This is a genomic window from Phenylobacterium sp. (assembly GCF_036495085.1).
Lineage (GTDB): Bacteria > Pseudomonadota > Alphaproteobacteria > Caulobacterales > Caulobacteraceae > Phenylobacterium.
In genome coordinates this window covers 42,687-59,479 of sequence record NZ_DASXNL010000023.1, presented here as the reverse complement: position 1 = coordinate 59,479, position 16,793 = coordinate 42,687, and the positions used below count along the sequence as shown (strand labels likewise).

General features: G+C 66.6%; 19 protein-coding genes. 4 read left to right on the top strand and 15 right to left on the bottom strand.

What is annotated here, in order from left to right:
* Positions 1 to 3 precede the first annotated feature (3 nt).
* The 8 genes from VGI62_RS03750 to glyA form a co-directional block, all read right to left on the bottom strand.
* Positions 4 to 1,797: a DEAD/DEAH box helicase gene (locus VGI62_RS03750; protein WP_331503052.1), complete on the bottom strand. Its 1,794-nt coding sequence runs from the start codon at positions 1,795 to 1,797 to the stop codon at positions 4 to 6.
* Positions 1,798 to 1,874: 77 nt separating this feature from the next.
* Positions 1,875 to 2,813, bottom strand: coding sequence for a thiamine-phosphate kinase (gene thiL, locus VGI62_RS03745; RefSeq protein ID WP_331503051.1), 939 nt, complete (start codon positions 2,811 to 2,813; stop codon positions 1,875 to 1,877).
* Positions 2,814 to 2,827: 14 nt separating this feature from the next.
* Positions 2,828 to 3,292: a transcription antitermination factor NusB gene (gene nusB, locus VGI62_RS03740; protein ID WP_331503050.1), complete on the bottom strand. Its 465-nt coding sequence runs from the start codon at positions 3,290 to 3,292 to the stop codon at positions 2,828 to 2,830.
* Positions 3,289 to 3,756: a 6,7-dimethyl-8-ribityllumazine synthase gene (gene ribH, locus VGI62_RS03735; protein WP_331503049.1), complete on the bottom strand. Its 468-nt coding sequence runs from the start codon at positions 3,754 to 3,756 to the stop codon at positions 3,289 to 3,291. Before ribH ends, nusB begins: the two co-directional genes overlap by 4 nt.
* A 29-nt stretch (positions 3,757 to 3,785) precedes the next feature.
* The gene (locus VGI62_RS03730; RefSeq protein ID WP_331503048.1) at positions 3,786 to 4,376 is read right to left on the bottom strand and encodes a riboflavin synthase; all 591 of its coding nucleotides are present in this window, start codon (positions 4,374 to 4,376) and stop codon (positions 3,786 to 3,788) included.
* On the bottom strand, positions 4,377 to 5,021 hold the full coding sequence (locus VGI62_RS03725) for a RibD family protein (RefSeq protein ID WP_331503047.1): 645 nt from the start codon (positions 5,019 to 5,021) through the stop codon (positions 4,377 to 4,379). It abuts the gene before it with no gap.
* 154 nt (positions 5,022 to 5,175) lie between these two features.
* Positions 5,176 to 5,649, bottom strand: coding sequence for a transcriptional regulator NrdR (gene nrdR / locus VGI62_RS03720; RefSeq protein ID WP_331503046.1), 474 nt, complete (start codon positions 5,647 to 5,649; stop codon positions 5,176 to 5,178).
* A gap of 28 nt (positions 5,650 to 5,677) precedes the next feature.
* Positions 5,678 to 6,991 (bottom strand): serine hydroxymethyltransferase, encoded by a 1,314-nt coding sequence (gene glyA / locus VGI62_RS03715; RefSeq protein ID WP_331503045.1) that lies wholly within the window; start codon positions 6,989 to 6,991, stop codon positions 5,678 to 5,680.
* Positions 6,992 to 7,186: 195 nt separating this feature from the next.
* On the opposite strand from glyA, the gene VGI62_RS03710 reads away from it, so the two are divergent.
* Positions 7,187 to 7,618, top strand: a complete 432-nt coding sequence (locus VGI62_RS03710) for a MucR family transcriptional regulator (RefSeq protein ID WP_331503044.1) — start codon at positions 7,187 to 7,189, stop codon at positions 7,616 to 7,618.
* Positions 7,619 to 7,620: 2 nt separating this feature from the next.
* A complete protein-coding gene (locus tag VGI62_RS03705; RefSeq protein WP_331503043.1) occupies positions 7,621 to 7,854 on the top strand; it encodes a hypothetical protein in 234 nt (77 codons plus the stop codon).
* Positions 7,855 to 8,015: 161 nt separating this feature from the next.
* On the opposite strand, the gene hemA is transcribed toward VGI62_RS03705, so the two are convergent.
* The 5 genes from hemA to VGI62_RS03680 all read right to left on the bottom strand — a co-directional run bounded on the left by hemA (position 8,016) and on the right by VGI62_RS03680 (position 13,340).
* Positions 8,016 to 9,245 (bottom strand): 5-aminolevulinate synthase, encoded by a 1,230-nt coding sequence (hemA, locus tag VGI62_RS03700; protein ID WP_331503042.1) that lies wholly within the window; start codon positions 9,243 to 9,245, stop codon positions 8,016 to 8,018.
* A 176-nt stretch (positions 9,246 to 9,421) separates the two neighbouring features.
* Entirely contained in the window at positions 9,422 to 10,312 is an 891-nt protein-coding gene (gene mmsB / locus VGI62_RS03695; protein WP_331503041.1) for a 3-hydroxyisobutyrate dehydrogenase, read from the bottom strand.
* A 23-nt stretch (positions 10,313 to 10,335) separates the two neighbouring features.
* A complete protein-coding gene (locus VGI62_RS03690) occupies positions 10,336 to 11,094 on the bottom strand; it encodes a methyltransferase (protein ID WP_331503040.1) in 759 nt (252 codons plus the stop codon).
* Positions 11,095 to 11,136: 42 nt separating this feature from the next.
* Positions 11,137 to 12,204: an enoyl-CoA hydratase/isomerase family protein gene (locus tag VGI62_RS03685; protein ID WP_331503039.1), complete on the bottom strand. Its 1,068-nt coding sequence runs from the start codon at positions 12,202 to 12,204 to the stop codon at positions 11,137 to 11,139.
* Positions 12,201 to 13,340, bottom strand: a complete 1,140-nt coding sequence (locus VGI62_RS03680) for an isobutyryl-CoA dehydrogenase (RefSeq protein ID WP_331503038.1) — start codon at positions 13,338 to 13,340, stop codon at positions 12,201 to 12,203. The genes VGI62_RS03685 and VGI62_RS03680 overlap by 4 nt, the downstream gene beginning before the upstream one ends.
* Positions 13,341 to 13,625: 285 nt before the next feature.
* Here VGI62_RS03680 and hemB point away from each other — a divergent pair, with 285 nt between their 5' ends.
* Positions 13,626 to 14,642: a porphobilinogen synthase gene (gene hemB / locus VGI62_RS03675; protein WP_331503037.1), complete on the top strand. Its 1,017-nt coding sequence runs from the start codon at positions 13,626 to 13,628 to the stop codon at positions 14,640 to 14,642.
* On the opposite strand, the gene VGI62_RS03670 is transcribed toward hemB, so the two are convergent.
* Positions 14,639 to 15,517 (bottom strand): SMP-30/gluconolactonase/LRE family protein, encoded by an 879-nt coding sequence (locus tag VGI62_RS03670; RefSeq protein WP_331503036.1) that lies wholly within the window; start codon positions 15,515 to 15,517, stop codon positions 14,639 to 14,641. The genes hemB and VGI62_RS03670 overlap by 4 nt on opposite strands.
* Before the next feature lie 32 nt (positions 15,518 to 15,549).
* On the opposite strand from VGI62_RS03670, the gene VGI62_RS03665 reads away from it, so the two are divergent.
* Positions 15,550 to 16,017: an NUDIX domain-containing protein gene (locus VGI62_RS03665; RefSeq protein WP_331503035.1), complete on the top strand. Its 468-nt coding sequence runs from the start codon at positions 15,550 to 15,552 to the stop codon at positions 16,015 to 16,017.
* Here the strand turns inward: VGI62_RS03665 and VGI62_RS03660 are convergent.
* A complete protein-coding gene (locus VGI62_RS03660; protein WP_331503034.1) occupies positions 15,902 to 16,792 on the bottom strand; it encodes an alpha/beta hydrolase in 891 nt (296 codons plus the stop codon). The two genes, VGI62_RS03665 and VGI62_RS03660, sit on opposite strands and share 116 nt — an antisense overlap.
* Position 16,793: the final 1 nt, after the last annotated feature.

Below are 16,793 nucleotides of genomic sequence, written 5' to 3'. Positions count from 1 at the left end.
TCGCTAGTTGGGCTTGTGTCGCGGCTTGCCGCCCTTGGCTCTCGGACCGGGCCTGGGCCCCGCCGTCTTGGCTGCGGGCGACCGAGGCGCTTGCGGCCGCGGTCCCTGCCGGTTTGCGCTCGGCCGCGGTCCACGCGGGCGGTCTGCGGCGGGCGGCGCTGCGGCCGGTTCTATGCGGATATCCCCTTCGGCGGCGCCCTTCACCGCTTGTCGGAAACGAGCTTCCGTTTCGGCGATGATCTCGAACTTGGTCTCTCGATCGAAGATGCGGATCTGGCCGATGTCCTTCTTGGTGACATGGCCCAGCCGGCAAATCAGCGGGATCAGCCACTTCGGGTCGGCATTGTTCTGACGTCCGATCGGCATTCGGAACCACTCCGCGCCGACCGAGCCCGTGGCGTTCGAGGCTCCGGGGGCTCCCTCGCGCAGGGGATCATAGGCCGCGCCGCCGCGGGGCTTTGCCGAGGGGATCAACTGGCCGGAGTCGCGCGCGTCGTCGAAGAGGTCCTCGGGCTCCGGCAAGCGTTGGCGGTGCAGACGGATCAGGGCGGCTGCGACAGCTTCCGGCGAGCGGTCGGCGAGGATCAGGCGGGCCAGTGTCAGGTCCTCGTCGGACGGATCTTCTGTCAGGATCGGATCGGCAAGCAATCGCTGCTGGTCCTTGGCGCGGATCTCGTCGGCGAGCGGCGGGCCTGACCAGCCTGCGTCGATGCTGGCGCTGTCCAGCAATCGTTCCGCGACCCGGCGTTTGTTGTACGGGACGACCAGGACCGAGGTCCCCTTCTTGCCGGCCCGCCCGGTGCGGCCGCTTCGATGCAGCAGGCCCGCCTTGTTCACGGGCAGATCGGCGTGGATAACCAGGCCCAGGTCGGGAAGGTCGAGGCCTCGGGCGGCCACATCGGTGGCCACACAGGCCCGCGCATGGCCGTCCCGTAGGGCTTGTAGGGCGTCCGCCCGCTCCTTCTGGCTGAGCTCTCCGGAGAGCGCCACCGCGGCAAAGCCGCGTTCGCGCAGCGCGGCGTGAAGGTGGCGAACCCTGTCGCGCGTGGCGCAGAACACCAGGGCGCCGGGGCTTTCGAAGTAGCGCAGCAGGTTGACGACGGCGTGCTCGACCTCGTTTGGCGCAACGCGGATGGCGCGGTACTCGATATCGCCGTGCGCCTCGTCGCGACGCAGCGTGTCGATGCGCAGGCTTTCACGTTGGTAGCGGCGCGCAAGCGTGGCGATCTCTTTGGCGATCGTCGCGGAGAAGAGCAGGGTCCGGCGCTGGGTCGGCGTGGAGTCGAGGATTTCCTCCAGGTCTTCGCGGAAGCCGAGGTCCAGCATCTCGTCGGCCTCATCGAGCACGACGACGCGAAGGCCGGAAAGATCGAGCGCTCCGCGCTCGAGGTGATCACGCAACCGCCCAGGCGTGCCAACCACAACGTGGGCGCCGGCCTGCAGCGCGCGCCGTTCGCGCAAGGGGTCCATGCCTCCGACGCAGGTCACGACCCTTGCGCCTGCGTGGGCGTAGAGCCACTCCAACTCGCGGCTGACCTGAAGGGCGAGTTCGCGCGTCGGGGCGATCACCAGCGCGAGGGGAACACCGGCCCGCTCGAAGTGGGGTTCCTGCCCCAGCAGGCCCCGGGCGAGCGCAAGACCGAAGGCCACGGTCTTGCCTGAGCCGGTTTGGGCGGAGACCAGGAGGTCCTGCTGCTCCGGCGCGGCGAGCACGGCGGCCTGGACGGGGGTGGGCTCGGCATAGCCCTGCTGCTCGAGCGCGCGGGCCAGCGCAGGGTGGGTCGGAGGGAATGGCATCTGAGGTCCTTGGCGTCCGCTCTCACGAAACGCGGCGGACGCGGCAAAAGCCCTAGCACGAACAGGAACGCAAGCCTTCAGATGTGACGCCAACCGCGGCGGCCGATCTCGACGGGGCTCCCGCCCACCGAGACCTCGATCCCGGCTCCCGCGCAAACCCTGCCGATCTGCGTGAAGCCGGGCGGCGTTTCCCGGAAGGTTCCCACCACCTCGTAGTCGTCGCCTCCCGTCGCAAGTTGCGCGAGCGCCTGACTTTGATGGGGTTGGGTCGCCAGCCAGGCGGCCGCAGCCGCCGAGACGGGCAAACGGTCCAGGTCCAGGCTTAGCCGCACCCCACTGGCCGCGGCGATATGTCCAGCGTCGGCGATCAGGCCGTCCGACACATCGGCAGCGGCGCTGGCTGCGCCACGCAGTACGTCGCGAAGGTCGAGACGCGGCGAGGGAAGCCGGTAGCGCTCCGCAAGCCATCCCGCGGGATCCTCGACCTCGCCTTGCGTCGCCAGCAGGCCAAGGGCGCCGTCACCGATGGTCCCGCTCACAGCGACGACGTCGCCGACCCGCGCCCCGGCGCGGCGCACCATACCGCCTTGCGGCACCCAGCCCAGCGCCGTCAGGCTGGCGGTGAAGGGGCCCGGCGTCGAAACCGTATCACCGCCCAGCAGCCCTACCCCGAACGTCCGCAGATCCTCTCCCAAGCCGCTTGCGAACGCCTCGCGCTCGGCGGGGCCGAACGCCTTCGGCCAGGCCACGGCCAGGAAGCAGGCGAATGGCTCGGCCGCCTTGGCCGCTAGGTCGGAAAGGTTCACGCGCACCAGTTTCCTGGCGACCAAACCGGGATGCTCACCCACCGGAAAATGCACGCCTTCCACGATGGCGTCCTTGGTGACCACGAGGTCGAAGCCCGGCCGCTGCGGAACGATGGCGGCGTCGTCGAGGAGGTCGAAGGCCCCGATCGCACCGCCGGTCAAAGGCCGGAACAGTCGAGCGATCTCGGTGAACTCGTCAGCGCCGGACATCAGCCCCCCGACAATCAGCCCCGCGTGTCCTGGGCCACGGCATCCAAGGCGCCGTTGACGAACCCCGGCTCGGGCCCTTCGAAGAACGACTTGGCGAGTTCCACGTATTCGTCGATCACCACCTCGGTAGGCACGTCGGCGCGGTGGCTGAGTTCGTAGGCCCCTGCCCGCAGGATCGCCCGCGCCGTGGCGTCCAGCCGGTCAAGACGCCAACCCGAGGCCAGCCGCTTGGCGATCGCGGCGTCCACCGCCTTCTGGTGCGCAACGACGCCCCGCACCAGATCGGCGAAGAAGACTTCGTCAGCATGGGCCAGGGTCACGTCCTCCCCGGCTTCGTCGGGCAGGTCACGGTCGAATCGGTGCTCGGTGAACTCCCGGATCACCATCTCGGCTCCGGCGTTCGACACCTCCATCTGGTAGAGCGCCTGGACAGCGGCGAGCCTCGCCACGGAACGGGCCTGCTTGGGGGTAGCGGTCATCGCTTGCCGGCCAGCAGTTGTTGGCGAAGCGCGACCATGGTGAGCGCGGCGCGCGCCGCCCCGCCACCCTTGTCACCCTCGCTCGGTCGGGCTCGCGCCCAGGCCTGAGCCTCGTCCTCGACGGTCAGAATGCCGTTGCCGATGCAGAGCCGCTTGGCGATCGAGAGCTCCATCAGCCCTCGCGCCGACTCGTTCGAGACGATCTCGAAGTGGTAGGTTTCGCCGCGGATCACCGTCCCCAGCGCCACATAGCCGTCGTAGGGCGCGGCGGCGGCCGGTCGATGGCCCCCTTCCTCGGCCAGCGCGATCGCCGCCGGGATCTCCAGCGCGCCCGGCACGGTGACCACTTCGTAGGTCGCGCCATAGGCTTCGAGAGCGTCCACGGCGCCCTTCAGCAGTTCATCGGCCAGGTCGGAGTAGAACCGCGCCTCGACGATCAGGATGCGGATCTGGTCTTCGCTCATCTGGGCCCCTTCAGCGTGAGGTGAACGCTTTAGGCCGTTTCTCGCCAACGGGCGAGATAGCGCGCCAGCATGTCGATCTCCAGGTTCACCCGCGAACCTGGCTTGAGCTCGCCAAGGGTGGTGACGTCCCAGGTGTGCGGAATCAGATTCACCCCAAAAACGTCGTCCTCGACCTCATTGACCGTGAGCGAGACGCCCTCGAGCGCAATCGAGCCCTTCGGGGCGATGTAGCGGTGCAGTGGTCGGGGGACTTTGATCTGCACCCGGTGCGAGCCACCCTCGCTTTCAACGGACAGCACTTCGCCGATTCCATCGACGTGGCCTGAGACGATGTGGCCGCCGAGCTCATCTCCGACCCGGGCCGCTCGCTCCAGATTGACACGGCGGCCCTTCTCCCATTCGCCGAGCGTGGTCAGCGAAAGCGTTTCCCCGGACACCTCCACGGCGAACCATCCATGGCCCTTCTCGACCACGGTGAGGCAGCAGCCGGCGTGGCTCACCGAGGCGCCGATGTCGAGCGTCGACAGGTCGAAGGCCGTATCGATCTCGAAGCGGCGGTCGCGATTGGTGTCGCGCACGCGCCGCACATGGCCCACGTCCGTGACTATGCCGGTGAACATTCAGGCCCTCTCGTAGCGTTCCCAAAGGTCGACGCCGATCTCCCGGACGTCGGTGCGCCTGAAGTGGGGCGCCCGAGCGAGCTCGGCAATGGCCAGAGCGCCAATAGCGGGACGCCCCTCCCCACCGATCAGCACTGGCGCACGGAACCACTCGATGGCGTCGACCAGTCCGCAGCGAATAAAGCTCGCGGCCACTTGGCCGCCTCCTTCGACAAACAGCCGCGAGAACCCCTCGCCCGCCAAGGCCTGCACAACCGTTGAAAGCTCCGGCCGATCCTCGCCGACGGCGCGGACCTGCAGGACGTGCACGCCGGCTTCGAGCAGAACGCGATCCGGTTGGCCAACCGCTACGACATAAGTCGGAATCTCCCGCGCCGAGGTCACCAGTCTGCTTGCCGGCGACAGCCGTTGACGGCTGTCCAGCACGACGCGCGCGGGTTGGGGCCCGGTGTAGTCCGGCAGCCGGACTGTAAGCTCCGGGTCATCGGACAGCGCCGTCTCCACGCCCACCAGCACAGCGTCGTGCTCGGAGCGCAGGCGGTGCACAGCCTGGCGCGCAGGTTCTCCCGTGATCCAACGGCTCTCGCCGCCCGCGGTGGCGATGCGCCCATCCAGCGTCGTGGCGAGCTTGAGCGTGATCGTCATCGTCCCTCCTCTTCAGGGGGGAGACAGGCCGCGTGGCGGCCAGGGCGGGGGAATCGGGGTCAAGCGCAGGCCCGGAAAATCGGGGCCCGCAGGCCGCCATTCATCTCGCGCTTCGTTTGGTCCGTCCTCTCCAGCAAGGAGGGGGGATTCAGCTTCACTCCTCGCCCTCCGCCGCCTCGGCGAGACCCTCCTCGCCAAGAAACTTGGCGAAGTCCTGGGTTTCTCGGAAGTCACGATAGACCGAGGCGTAGCGGACATAGGCCACGTCATCGAGCGCCTTGAGCTGCTTCATGACCAGTTCACCCACCGCCGATGAGGGCAATTCGGTTTCGCCCATGCTCTCGAGCTGGCGGACGATCGAGGAGATCATCCTTTCCACCCGCTCGGGATCCACCGGACGCTTTCGGATGGCGATCGAGATTGAACGCGCGAGCTTGTCGCGTTCGAATGGCGTGCGCCTGCCCGAGCGCTTGAGGATGGTCAGCTCACGAAGCTGCACGCGCTCAAACGTCGTGAAGCGGCCGCCGCATTCCGGGCAGGACCGACGTCGGCGGATGGCCGCGCCATCCTCCGACGGCCGGCTGTCCTTAACCTGGCTTTCGGCGTGGCCGCAAAACGGACAGCGCATGATCTAGCCCCCTCGGGCCTACCAAACCCTATCCGTTGTAGATAGGGAAGCGCGCCGTCAAGGCCAGGACTTCGCTGCGAACCTTGGCCTCGACCGCCGAATTGTCGCCGCCGGCCGCCACGCCGTCGAGGATTTCGCCCATCCAGGCTCCAATCTGCCGGAACTCGGTGGGGCCGAAACCCCGGGTTGTCCCGGCCGGCGAGCCGACCCGCAGTCCGGAGGTCTGCATCGGCGGAAGCGGGTCGAAGGGAATGCCGTTCTTGTTGGTGGTGATGCCTGCCCGCTCGAGCGCGACCTCGGCGTCGGCGCCGCTCACGCCCTTCGGCGTAAGATCCACGAGCATCAGGTGGCTGTCGGTGCCGTTGGAGACGATCTTGAAGCCGGCGGTCTGCAGGCTGTCGGCCAGCGCGCGTGCGTTCTCGATCACCTGGTGGGCGTAAAGCTTGAACTCGGGCCGCAGCGCTTCGCCGAAGGCCACGGCCTTGGCGGCGATGACATGCATGAGCGGCCCGCCCTGCAGGCCGGGGAAGACCGCGGAATCGATCTTTTTCGCCAGCTTCTTATCGTTGGTCATGATCATCCCGCCACGCGGACCGCGCAGGGTCTTGTGCGTTGTCGTTGTGACGATGTGAGCGTGGGGGAATGGATTGGGATAGGCGCCGGCGGCTACAAGCCCGGCGTAGTGGGCGATATCGGCCATCAACACCGCGCCGACATCGTCGGCGATCGCCCGGAACTGGGCGAAATCGATGTGCCGCGAGTAGGCCGAGGCGCCTGCGATGATCACCTTGGGCTGCTCGGCGCGGGCGACTTCCCACGCCTGATCATAGTCAATCAGGTGGTCCTGCTGGCGCACGCTGTAGGCGACGGGGCGAAACCACTTGCCTGACTGGTTGATGTTCTTGCCGTGGGTCAGATGGCCGCCGGCGGCCAGGTCCATCCCCATGAATGTGTCGCCGGGCTTCATCGTGGCCATGAAGACCGCCTGGTTCGCCTGGCTGCCGGAGTGCGGTTGCACATTGACGAATTCGCAACCGAAGAGCCGACGCGCCCGTTCTTGCGCCAGGATCTCGGCTTCATCGACCACTTCGCAGCCGCCGTAGTACCGCTTGCCCGGATACCCCTCCGCGTACTTGTTCGTCAGGACCGAGCCCTGGGCCTGCAGCACGGCGCGCGAGACGATGTTCTCCGACGCAATGAGCTCGATCTGGTTCTGCTGGCGCCGAAGCTCAGCATCCAGGATCCGCGCCAGATCCGGATCACCTTGCGCGACGCCATCGGCGAAAAACCCGCCAGCTGCGGACGTGGTGGACGAGGATTGAGCTTGGACGTTGAGCGTCAAGGGCGGCGCCTTTCAGGCTGATGGGTCGGTCGGGATGGAAACCGGCGGAGAGCGCTCTTTACCCCCAAACCGCCGATCCCTCCACCGTCGCCGAGCCGCAGGGGAACAATCACGCTGGCGCGGCGTTTCCGCTTCACCCGATGTGCAGGTCCCGCTGCGCTGCGGGCGGTTGCAGCGTAGAGAAAGAGGGACCCAATGAGCGTTGGAGCAGACCCGGAGGGGCCTTCGGGCGAAGAACTCCTACGACTTGGAAGCGGCATCGTTGCCGCCTACGTGAGCCGAAACGCCGTCACCGCCGACTCGATTCCCGATCTCATCCGCACGGTGCATCAGGCGCTGGAAGGCCTCTCGCGCGACCCGGCGCCCATTGTCGAGGAGCGGCCCAAGCCGGCAGTTTCCATCGGGCGCAGCATTCAGCACGACTTCATTGTCTGCCTCGAAGACGGCAAGAAACTGAAGATGCTCAAACGCTACCTGCGCTCGCGCTACAATATGAGCCCCGATGACTACCGTAAGCGCTGGGGCCTTCCGTCCGACTATCCGATGGTCGCGCCGGCTTACGCTGCGCGGCGGTCCGATTTCGCCAAGCAAATCGGCCTCGGACGCGGCGTCCGGCGACGCAAATAGCCGTGGCGCGGTCCCCGGACGGCCCGCGCCCGTTCAGCGCAAGCGGCTACGCAGTCTTCGACGAAGATTTCGGCGACACGGGTCGCGTGGTGATCTGGTCGAGCACGCTTCAGACGCCACGGCTGGGCGACCGTTTCAACATCGAATGCCTGGGCGCGCTGCACGACCTGGCGGTGGATGAGATCCGCACCTACGCTGGCGGCTGGAGCGTCACCTGTCGGGCGGACGAGCCGTAACGCCGCCTTTGATCGGGGGCTGAAAACCAGTGAGCGCCGGCGGACTGAGAACGCCTGGTCCGAGGCGGTCTATCGGCGACCAGCGCCGGCGGCGCCGACCTCGGCTGGTTTGCCCTACCTGCTGCGCTTCATGAAGGGGCTCATCGCCCCTCCAGGCATCCTTAAGCGGCGACGCCGCCGACGCGCTGAACGTTGCAGCGGACCCAGAGCGTTTCGAGCGCAGCGACCAACGCGTCCATCATTTCGTCCGTGTGCGCCGGCGAGGGCGTGAAGCGCAGCCGCTCGGTGCCGCGCGGAACGGTCGGATAGTTGATCGGCTGAACGTAGATGCCGTGATCTTCGAGCAGGATGTCAGAGATCATCTTGCAGTGGACGGCGTCGCCGACCAGCACAGGCACGATGTGGCAGACACTCGGCATCACGGGCAGCCCGGCCTTCAGCAGGCGAGCCTTCAGGGCGGTGGCGCGCTCCTGGTGGGCGATGCGGATTTCGTTGTGCTGCTTGAGGTAGCGGATCGAGGCCACGGCGCCGGCGGCCAGGGCCGGAGGGATCGAGGTCGTGAAGATGAAGCCGTCGGCGAAGCTGCGGATGGCGTCGACGATCATGGCGTCGGCGGCGATGTAGCCACCCATCACGCCGAACGCTTTGCCCAGCGTCCCTTCGATGATGTCGATCTCAGCCATCATCTCGTCGCGCTCGGCGACACCGGCGCCGCGCGGACCATACATGCCAACCGCGTGCACCTCGTCGATATAGGTCATCGCGCCATACTTCTTGGCCAACGCCACGGTAGCCGGGATGTCGGCCACGTCGCCATCCATCGAGTAGACGCTTTCGAAGGCGATCAGCTTCGGCGCATCGGCAGGCGCCGCAGCCAGAAGTTCTTCAAGGTGTTCGAGGTCGTTGTGCCGGAAGATGTGACGCTCGCCACCACGGCCGGCCTTGATGCCGCTGATCATCGAGTTGTGGTTGAGCGCGTCGGAGAAGACGATCAGACCCGGCAGGATCTTGTACAAAGTCGAAAGCGAGGCTTCATTCGAGACGTAGCCCGAGGTGAAGAGCAGCGCCGCTTCCTTCTGGTGAAGATCGGCCAACTCACGTTCCAGCTCGACGTGGTAGTGTGTGGTGCCCGAAATGTTGCGGGTGCCGCCGGAGCCGGCGCCGGCCTCGTCGATGGCCTTCTTCATTGCGTCGGTGACGACCGGGTTCTGGCCTTGGCCAAGGTAGTCGTTGGAGCACCAGACGATCACTTCGGACTCTGCGCCGTCTGCGCGGGTCCAGGTCGCCCGTGGAAATTCACCCCGGTGGCGCTTCAGATCGGCGAACACCCGGTAACGCCCCTCGGCCCGGATCTTCTCGAGAGCGCTTGCGAACGCGGCCCTGTAATCCATCGACTTTGCTTACCCGGGTCCCACGTTCGACGTCTTGCGCGGGCGGCCGGTTCCCTTTGATGCGCTCGGGTTTTCGCACCGTGAGCGTGCGTTGTCCATAAGACCAGGACGCTCCCAGGACGACCTTTCGTCACTGACCGATCAATTTTCCTGAACGGCGGTTACTTACGTGGGGTTCAGACCGGCGGTTTGCCACGGAAGAGCTCGATAATCGCCGAGAAATCCTTGCCGCCGCCACCTAGCCTGTCGAAGAGGGCGTAGAGGCCCTCGGCCTGCGCGCCGAGCGGCGTCGCCGCGCCGGCCCTGGCTGCGGCTTCCTGGGCGAGCTTGAGGTCCTTAAGCATCATCGCCGTGGCGAAGCCGCCTTCGTAGCCGCGATTGGACGGCGCCGCCGGGACCGGACCCGGCCACGGGCAATAACTGGTCAGGCTCCAGCACTGTCCGGACGACTTCGAAGCGATGTCGAAGAAACGTTCGGGATCGAGGCCCAGCTTCTCGGCCAGCGCGAAGGCCTCGCAAACCGCGATCATCGAGGCGCCCAGCACCATGTTGTTGCAGATCTTGGCCGCCTGCCCCGCGCCATGATCGCCGGCCCGGATCACCGTGCGCGCCATGGGTCCGATCAGGGCCTCCATGTCAGGGAAGTCGGGCTCCGCGCAGCCGACCATGAACGCCAGCGTCCCAGCATCGGCGCCCGCAGTCCCCCCGGAGACCGGCGCATCGGCGAAGCGAAATCCCAGCTTGCCCATGCTCTCGCCGACGACCCGCGCGCTTTCCACATCGATCGTGGAACAGTCGATCATCAGGCAGCCTGGTCGAGCGTTCGGCGCGATCTCGTCGTGATAGACAGCCCGCACGTGCTGGCCGGCCGGCAGCATGGTGATAACCGCCTCGGCGTCCTTTACGGCCGCCGCCGCCGACCCCGCTGCCGCGCAGCCCGCCGCCACCGCCTTCTGCAAGGCGGCGGCCGACAGGTCGAAGGCCAGGACTTCATGACCCGCCCTGGCTTGGTTGGCGGCCATACCGCCGCCCATATTGCCGAGGCCGATGAAGGCGATCCGGGTCATGAAAATCCTTTTATAGCAGTTACTTACTTTGGCTTACGGAACTTGTAGATGAACTGGTCCGTGTGACCGCGCAGGGCGGGGTCGAAGACGGCCTTGGTGTGGTCGTCGGACGCGTTCGCAAGCACTTTGCTTTCGCCCTCGTACTTGAAGCCGGCGGCCTCGACTTCCTTTCTCACGACCGCCGGATCGATCCGGTGCAGCGTGTTGGTGACTTGGGCGCCGGGCGCGGCGGCGTGGTCGAGCACGATGAACACCCCGCCGGGCTTGAGGGCGTTGTAGATCGACTTGTCGAACGCCAGCATGTCGACGTTCGGGACGTTTTTCACGTCATGATAGTTCTGCGCCGTCCAGATCACGTCGGCCTGGGTCGGGATCGAAAGCCCGCCCGTCAGCGGCGCATGGATGGACTTCACGTTCGAATAGTTCGGGTCCGCCGCGATCGTGTCCTGCGCCGGGGTCGGAGCGGGCTTGGACGGATCCTGTGAAGGCCTCGGCGGGCCACCCACGGCGTAGACCGTGCCCTTCGGACCGACGGCCTTGGCGAAGATTCGGGTGAAATAGCCGCCGCCCGGGATCAGGTCGACCACGGTCTGGCCCTGCTTGACGCCGGCAAATTCGAGCATCTCGGCGGGCTTGCGGTCGGCGTCGCGCTTGGTGTCGGCTTCTGGGCGGTTCTTGTCGGCCACCGCGGCCAGTTGGTTTGCGTCCGGCTTGGCGTAGACGCCACCTGCGGACACCATGGCGGCGGCCAGCACGGCCCCCAGCATCAGCTTGGATGTCATCGTTTTCCTCCCAACGACGGAGCTCAAAGCGCCGCCTTGAAGTCAAGGTAAGGGCGTCCACTCCTCAGTGGAAGGCAGTGGCGCGAAAATGCTGTCCAACATCTCATCGGTGACCTCCTCCAGTTTCGGAGGATTCCAGCGCGGCGCGTTGTCCTTGTCGATGATGACGGCGCGAACACCTTCCAGGAAGTCGTGGCGTTGCACCACCCGCGCGCCGATGCGGTACTCCATGGCCATGTTGTCGGCGAAGTTCCTCATCGATCCACCCAGGCGCAACTGGCGAAAGGCGACCTTGAGGGTTTGAGGCGACTTGGTCTTCAGGATCAAAAGCTGTTCGCGGGCCCAGTCACTATCGGCAGCCTCCAGGGCTGCGACGATCTCCTCAACACTTTCGCCGCCGAAAAGGCGGGCGATCTCGTCCTGGTGGGCGGCAAGGCTCGGACGGCCGGCATCGCACTCGAACTCGGTCAGCAAGGTTTCGATCGCACTCGGCTCGGCGATGATCGCAGCCTTGAGGGCCGGAATCTGGGCGCTCTCCACGTAGTCGGTGGCAAGGCAGGTCAGCTGGCAGTCGGCAGCCTTGATCCGTGCGCCCGTGAGCGCCAGCCACAACCCGACACGGTCGCTCATCCGTGGCAAATACCAGCCGCCACCAACGTCCGGGAAGAGCCCGATGCCGGTTTCCGGCATGGCGAAAGTGGTCCGCTCCGTCGCCACCCGGAACCGACAGGGCCGCGAGATACCCACGCCGCCGCCCATGGTCACCCCGTCCATGATCGCCACCAGGGTCTTGGGGTAGTCGTGCAGCAGGGCGTTCAGCCGGTATTCGGTGAAGAAGAACTCCCTCGCCAACCGCCCGTCGCTCGCCCCGCTCTCGGCCAGCATCCGGATGTCGCCGCCGGCGCAGAAGCCCCGCTCGCCTGCGTGGTCGATCAGCACCAGCTTCACGATCGGGTTGTCGATCCAGGTGACCAGCGCCTCGATCATGATCCGGCACATGTTGGTGGTCAGCGCATGCAGGGCCTGCGGACGGTTCAGCGTAATTCGTCCGACCGCACCCTCGACACGGATCAGGACCTCGGACTCGCTGTTGGGGACGGCGCCGCTCATTGCTTGAAAAGCTCCCTGGCGGTGATCACGCGCATGATTTCGTTGGTACCCTCGAGGATCTGATGGACACGCAGGTCGCGTACGATTCGCTCAAGCGGGAAGTCCTGCAGATAGCCATAGCCGCCGTGCAATTGCAGGGCCTGGTTGGCCACTTCGAAGCCGGTGTCCGTCGCAAGCCGTTTGGCCATTGCGCAATACTTGGTGGCCTGCGGATCGCGGTTATCCAGCGCGTGCGCCGCGCGCCGCACCATGAGTCTGGCGGCTTCCAGGTCGGTGGCCATGTCCGCCAGCCGCCATTGCAGACCCTGGAACTCCTTCAGCGGATTGCCGAACTGCCGGCGCGTTTCCAGGTGCGCCTTGGCGGTGTCCAGCGCCAGGCCCGCCCCGCCCAGCGAACACGAGGCGATGTTGATCCGCCCGCCGTCCAACCCGGCCATAGCGAAGCCGAACCCCTCGCCTTCCGCCCCTATAAGGTTCGCCGCGGCGACGCGGCAGTCGTCGAAGTTGACCTGCGCCGTGGGCTGCGACTTCCAGCCCATTTTCTTTTCCTGGGCTCCAAACGAGAGGCCGGGCGCATCCTTCTCGACCACAAATGCCGAAACGCCCTTCGGGCCGGGCCCTCCGGTCCTGGCCATCACGACGTAGATGTCCGAAGTCCCGGCTCCGGAGATGAAGGCTTTCGACCCATTGAGAATGTAGGCCTCTCCGTCCCTGCGCGCCGTCGTGCCCAGAGCCGCAGCATCGGAGCCGGATCCCGGTTCAGTCAGGCAGTAGGAAGCGATCAGGTCCATGGTGGTGAGGCGCGGGAGATAGCGACGGCGCAGGTCGTCCGAGCCGAACCGGTCGATCATCCACGACGCCATGTTGTGGATTGAAATGAACGCCGCGGTCGTCACGTCGCCGTAGGAGAGCTGCTCGAAGACAATCGAGGCGTCGAGCCGACTCAGCGCCGAGCCGCCCACGTCCTCCTTTACGTAGAGGCCTGCAAAACCGAGCTCGGCGGCCTTCCTCAACACATCGACAGGGAAGTGGCTCTCGGCGTCCCAGCGTGCGGAATGCGGGGCAAGTTCGGTGGTGGCGAAGGCGCGCGCGGTGTTTTCGATCGCTCGCTGGTCATCGGTGAGGCTGAAATCCATGAGGCTGGGACTCAGCCCGCGTCGCGGTCTCTGTCAATCGCCGCGCGCAAGTCCAGGTGCGCCGGCCGGCCAGCGTCTGGATTCCTGGCTCGTTTCCGCCGGGACAAAGCTTCCGTCACGGACCAGGCAGCCCCGGCGCCGAGGGGGCCGAGGGATCCCCTGCGGCTCTGGCGGACCATCGGCTCCGGATCCCGCATCTCCCGTGGATTGCATCGACCCGCAGCGGTACGGTCACCCAAAGGATGGGTTGCGCGACGCGGCCCTGCGGGTGCAAAGGCGCGGACCATGAGCAAAGCGCCCCTCGCCGCCTACCCTGCCCTTCGCCTGCGCCGGCTTCGCCAGGGCGAATGGATCCGCCGCCTGGTCCGCGAGACCGTGCTGACCCCGGCGGATCTGATCTGGTCGATGGTGGTGCACGAGGGAGACGGACAGGTCCCGGTCGCCTCCATGCCGGGCGTCGCTCGCCTGTCAGTGAAGGACTGCGCAGCGGCCGCCAAGGAAGCCAAGGCGCTGGGAATTCCGGCGATCGCGGTCTTCCCACACATCGACGGGGCCAAGAAGGACGCCGGCGGCAAGCTTGCCCTGGACCCCGATGGCGTCGTGGCCCGAGCGGTGAAGGCCATGAAGGATGCGGCTCCGGAAGTCGGGGTCATGTGCGACGTGGCGCTGGACCCCTTCACCGACCACGGCCACGACGGCCTGGTCGAAAACGGCCGCATCCTCAATGACGCCACGGTCGAGCGCCTGGTCGAGCAAGGTCTGATGCAGGCAAAAGCCGGCTGCGACATCCTGGCGCCGTCCGACATGATGGACGGCCGCTGCGGGGTTCTTCGGCGCGCGTTGGAGTCCGAGGGGCTGCAGGACGTGATGATCATGTCCTACGCGGCCAAGTATGCATCGGCCTTCTACGGCCCTTACCGAGAGGCTATCGGTTCCGGGAAACTCGGGACCGGCTCGGTCGATAATCCTGGGGACAAGAAGACCTACCAGATGGACAGCGCCAATTCGGACGAGGCGCTGCGCGAGGTCGCCATGGACATCGCCGAGGGCGCGGACATGGTGATGGTCAAGCCGGGCATGCCCTACCTCGACATCGTCCGCCGTGTGGTCGAGGCCTTCGCCATGCCGACCTTCGCCTTTCAGGTCTCTGGTGAGTACGCCATGCTGATGGCCGCTGCGCAGAACGGCTGGCTCGACGAGGAGCGCGCCGTCCTGGAGAGCCTCGGCGCTTTCAAGCGGGCTGGCGCAGCGGGTGTCATCACCTATTTCGCCCCGCGCGCGGCGCGGTCGCTGGGGGCCTAAGGCAAGCCGGCGCGCGGGCTATCGACGCTTGCGACCAGGATCTTGCCGGTCTTGGATTTGGCGGCCTCGGCATGGTCGGAGCTGTCGGCGACGACCATGAAGAGGGATTTGCCGTCGTCGCCGCCCAGCATGCAGGCGTAGCACGGCTGCCCGGTGTCGATCGTCTCCAGCACCTTGCCGCCCTCGGCGATGCGCACGCACTGCGGCGCAACGGGATTAGCCAGCCATATGGCGCCGGCGGCGTCGAGGCAGATGCCGTCCGGGACCGCAGGCGTTGTCGGCGCCCAGACGCGGCGATTCGAGAGGTCGCCGTTTGCGGCGATATCGAAAGCCGTCAGCACAGCGCCCAGGGTCTCGCCGAGGATCAGGGTCTTGCCGTCCGGCGTGATGACCGGCCCATTCGGAAAATGCATGTCATCGGCCGCCACACGGGTCTGGCCGTCGGGAGCTACGTAGGCGAGCTTGGCCGTCGGGTGGTCCGCCAGGACGTCGGCCACGCCGCGCGCGGCGATCGCGGCGTCCAGATTGAACCCGAAGTTGCCGACATAGGCCCCGCCTCGGGAATCGACCACCATGTCGTTGCAGTGAAAGGTCGCGATATGGCCGAGATCGGCATGGACCGAGATGCGGCCGTCGGCCGTGCGCCGCAGGACCTGACGCTTCTGCATGGAGACGATCAGGAGGGAGCCATCCGGCATCCAGCCAAGTCCCGACGGCTGATCGTCGATTTCGACCTCGACGCGCAGGTCCCCAGTCAGGGACACGGAGTTCACCGCGTGAGCGTAGAAATCACTGAACCACAGCCGGCCGTCGCGCCAACGCGGACCTTCGCCGAAATGGATGCCGCCCGTGAGCACTCGCGTCGCGCGTCCCATGGTCTCGCCTTTCGCAGGAAGGTTTCGCTCATATGATCGTCGAGGTTGTGGGCGCTGTCGTCCACGACGCGGCCGGACGGCTGCTTACGGTCAGAAAACGCGGCACGAGCCGCTTCATGCTTCCAGGGGGAAAACGCGAGCCCGGCGAGGACGACCTGACGGCGCCGGCGCGCGAGGTTTGCGAAGAGCTGGGCGTCGAAGTCACCGCCGCAAGTCTGCTGGGCGACTTCGAGGCCCAGGCCGCCAACGAGCCCGGCGCGATCGTGCGGTGCCGCGCCTTTTTGGTCGAGATCGCCGGCCGTATCGCCCTCCAGGCGGAAATTGAGGAATTGCTCTGGATCGATCCGGCCGCTTCGCCGGCGGCGCCGATCGCGCCCCTGCTCGTCAGCCAGATCCTGCCGGCGCTCCCCGCGGAGCCTCGAGCCATGACTGCACGATCGCGTTCACCGCCGTCGGAGCTTCCTGCTGCACCCAGTGGGAGACGCCCGGGAGGCGGCTGATCGTGAGGTCGCGCACATGTTCGTCCGTGCCGTCCAGGAGTTCGATCCCGAGCGCGGCGTCCTCTTCGCCCCAGACGATCAGGGTCGGGGTTTCGATGACCGGCCATGGACCGGCAAGCTTGCCCTGCTCGCGCATGGCCGCGCGGTACCAGTTGATCATGCCGCGCATGGCGCCTGGCCGTTGTGCGTCCGCCGCGTAGCGGTCGAGGACCTCTGGCGTGAAGTTCGTCTTGTCGAGCGCCATGCCATGGAAGGCGTTGCGGATAGCCCGCGCGTCAGCGGCGGTCATGGCCCGCTCCGGCAAACCAGGAAGCTGGAAGAAGAACATGTACCAGGATTTCTTCAGCTGGGCCCAGGAGCGGCGCAGATGGGCGCTCATGATCGCCGGATGCGGCACATTCATGATCACCAGCCGCTCAAGCGGGCGCACGTGATTGGCCGCGAACGTCCACGCCAGGCCCGCGCCCCAATCGTGGCCGATCAGCGTGACGGACGTGGCGCCACTGGCGTCAATGAGGGCGGCCACGTCCTCCATCAGCCGGTCTATCCGATAGCTGGCCACATCCTGCGGCTTGGGCTCGGTCTGGCCATAACCTCGCAGGTCGGGCGCCCAAGCGCGGTAGCCCATGGCGGCCAGCATGGGCAGCTGGAAGCGCCAGGAGAAGCGGCTCTCCGGGAACCCATGCAGGCAAAGGGCAAGTCGATCCCCGACGCCGGCCTCATCCACCGCAAACTCGAAGCCGTTTGCCGTGATCCGGCGCGTCGCGATCGCCATG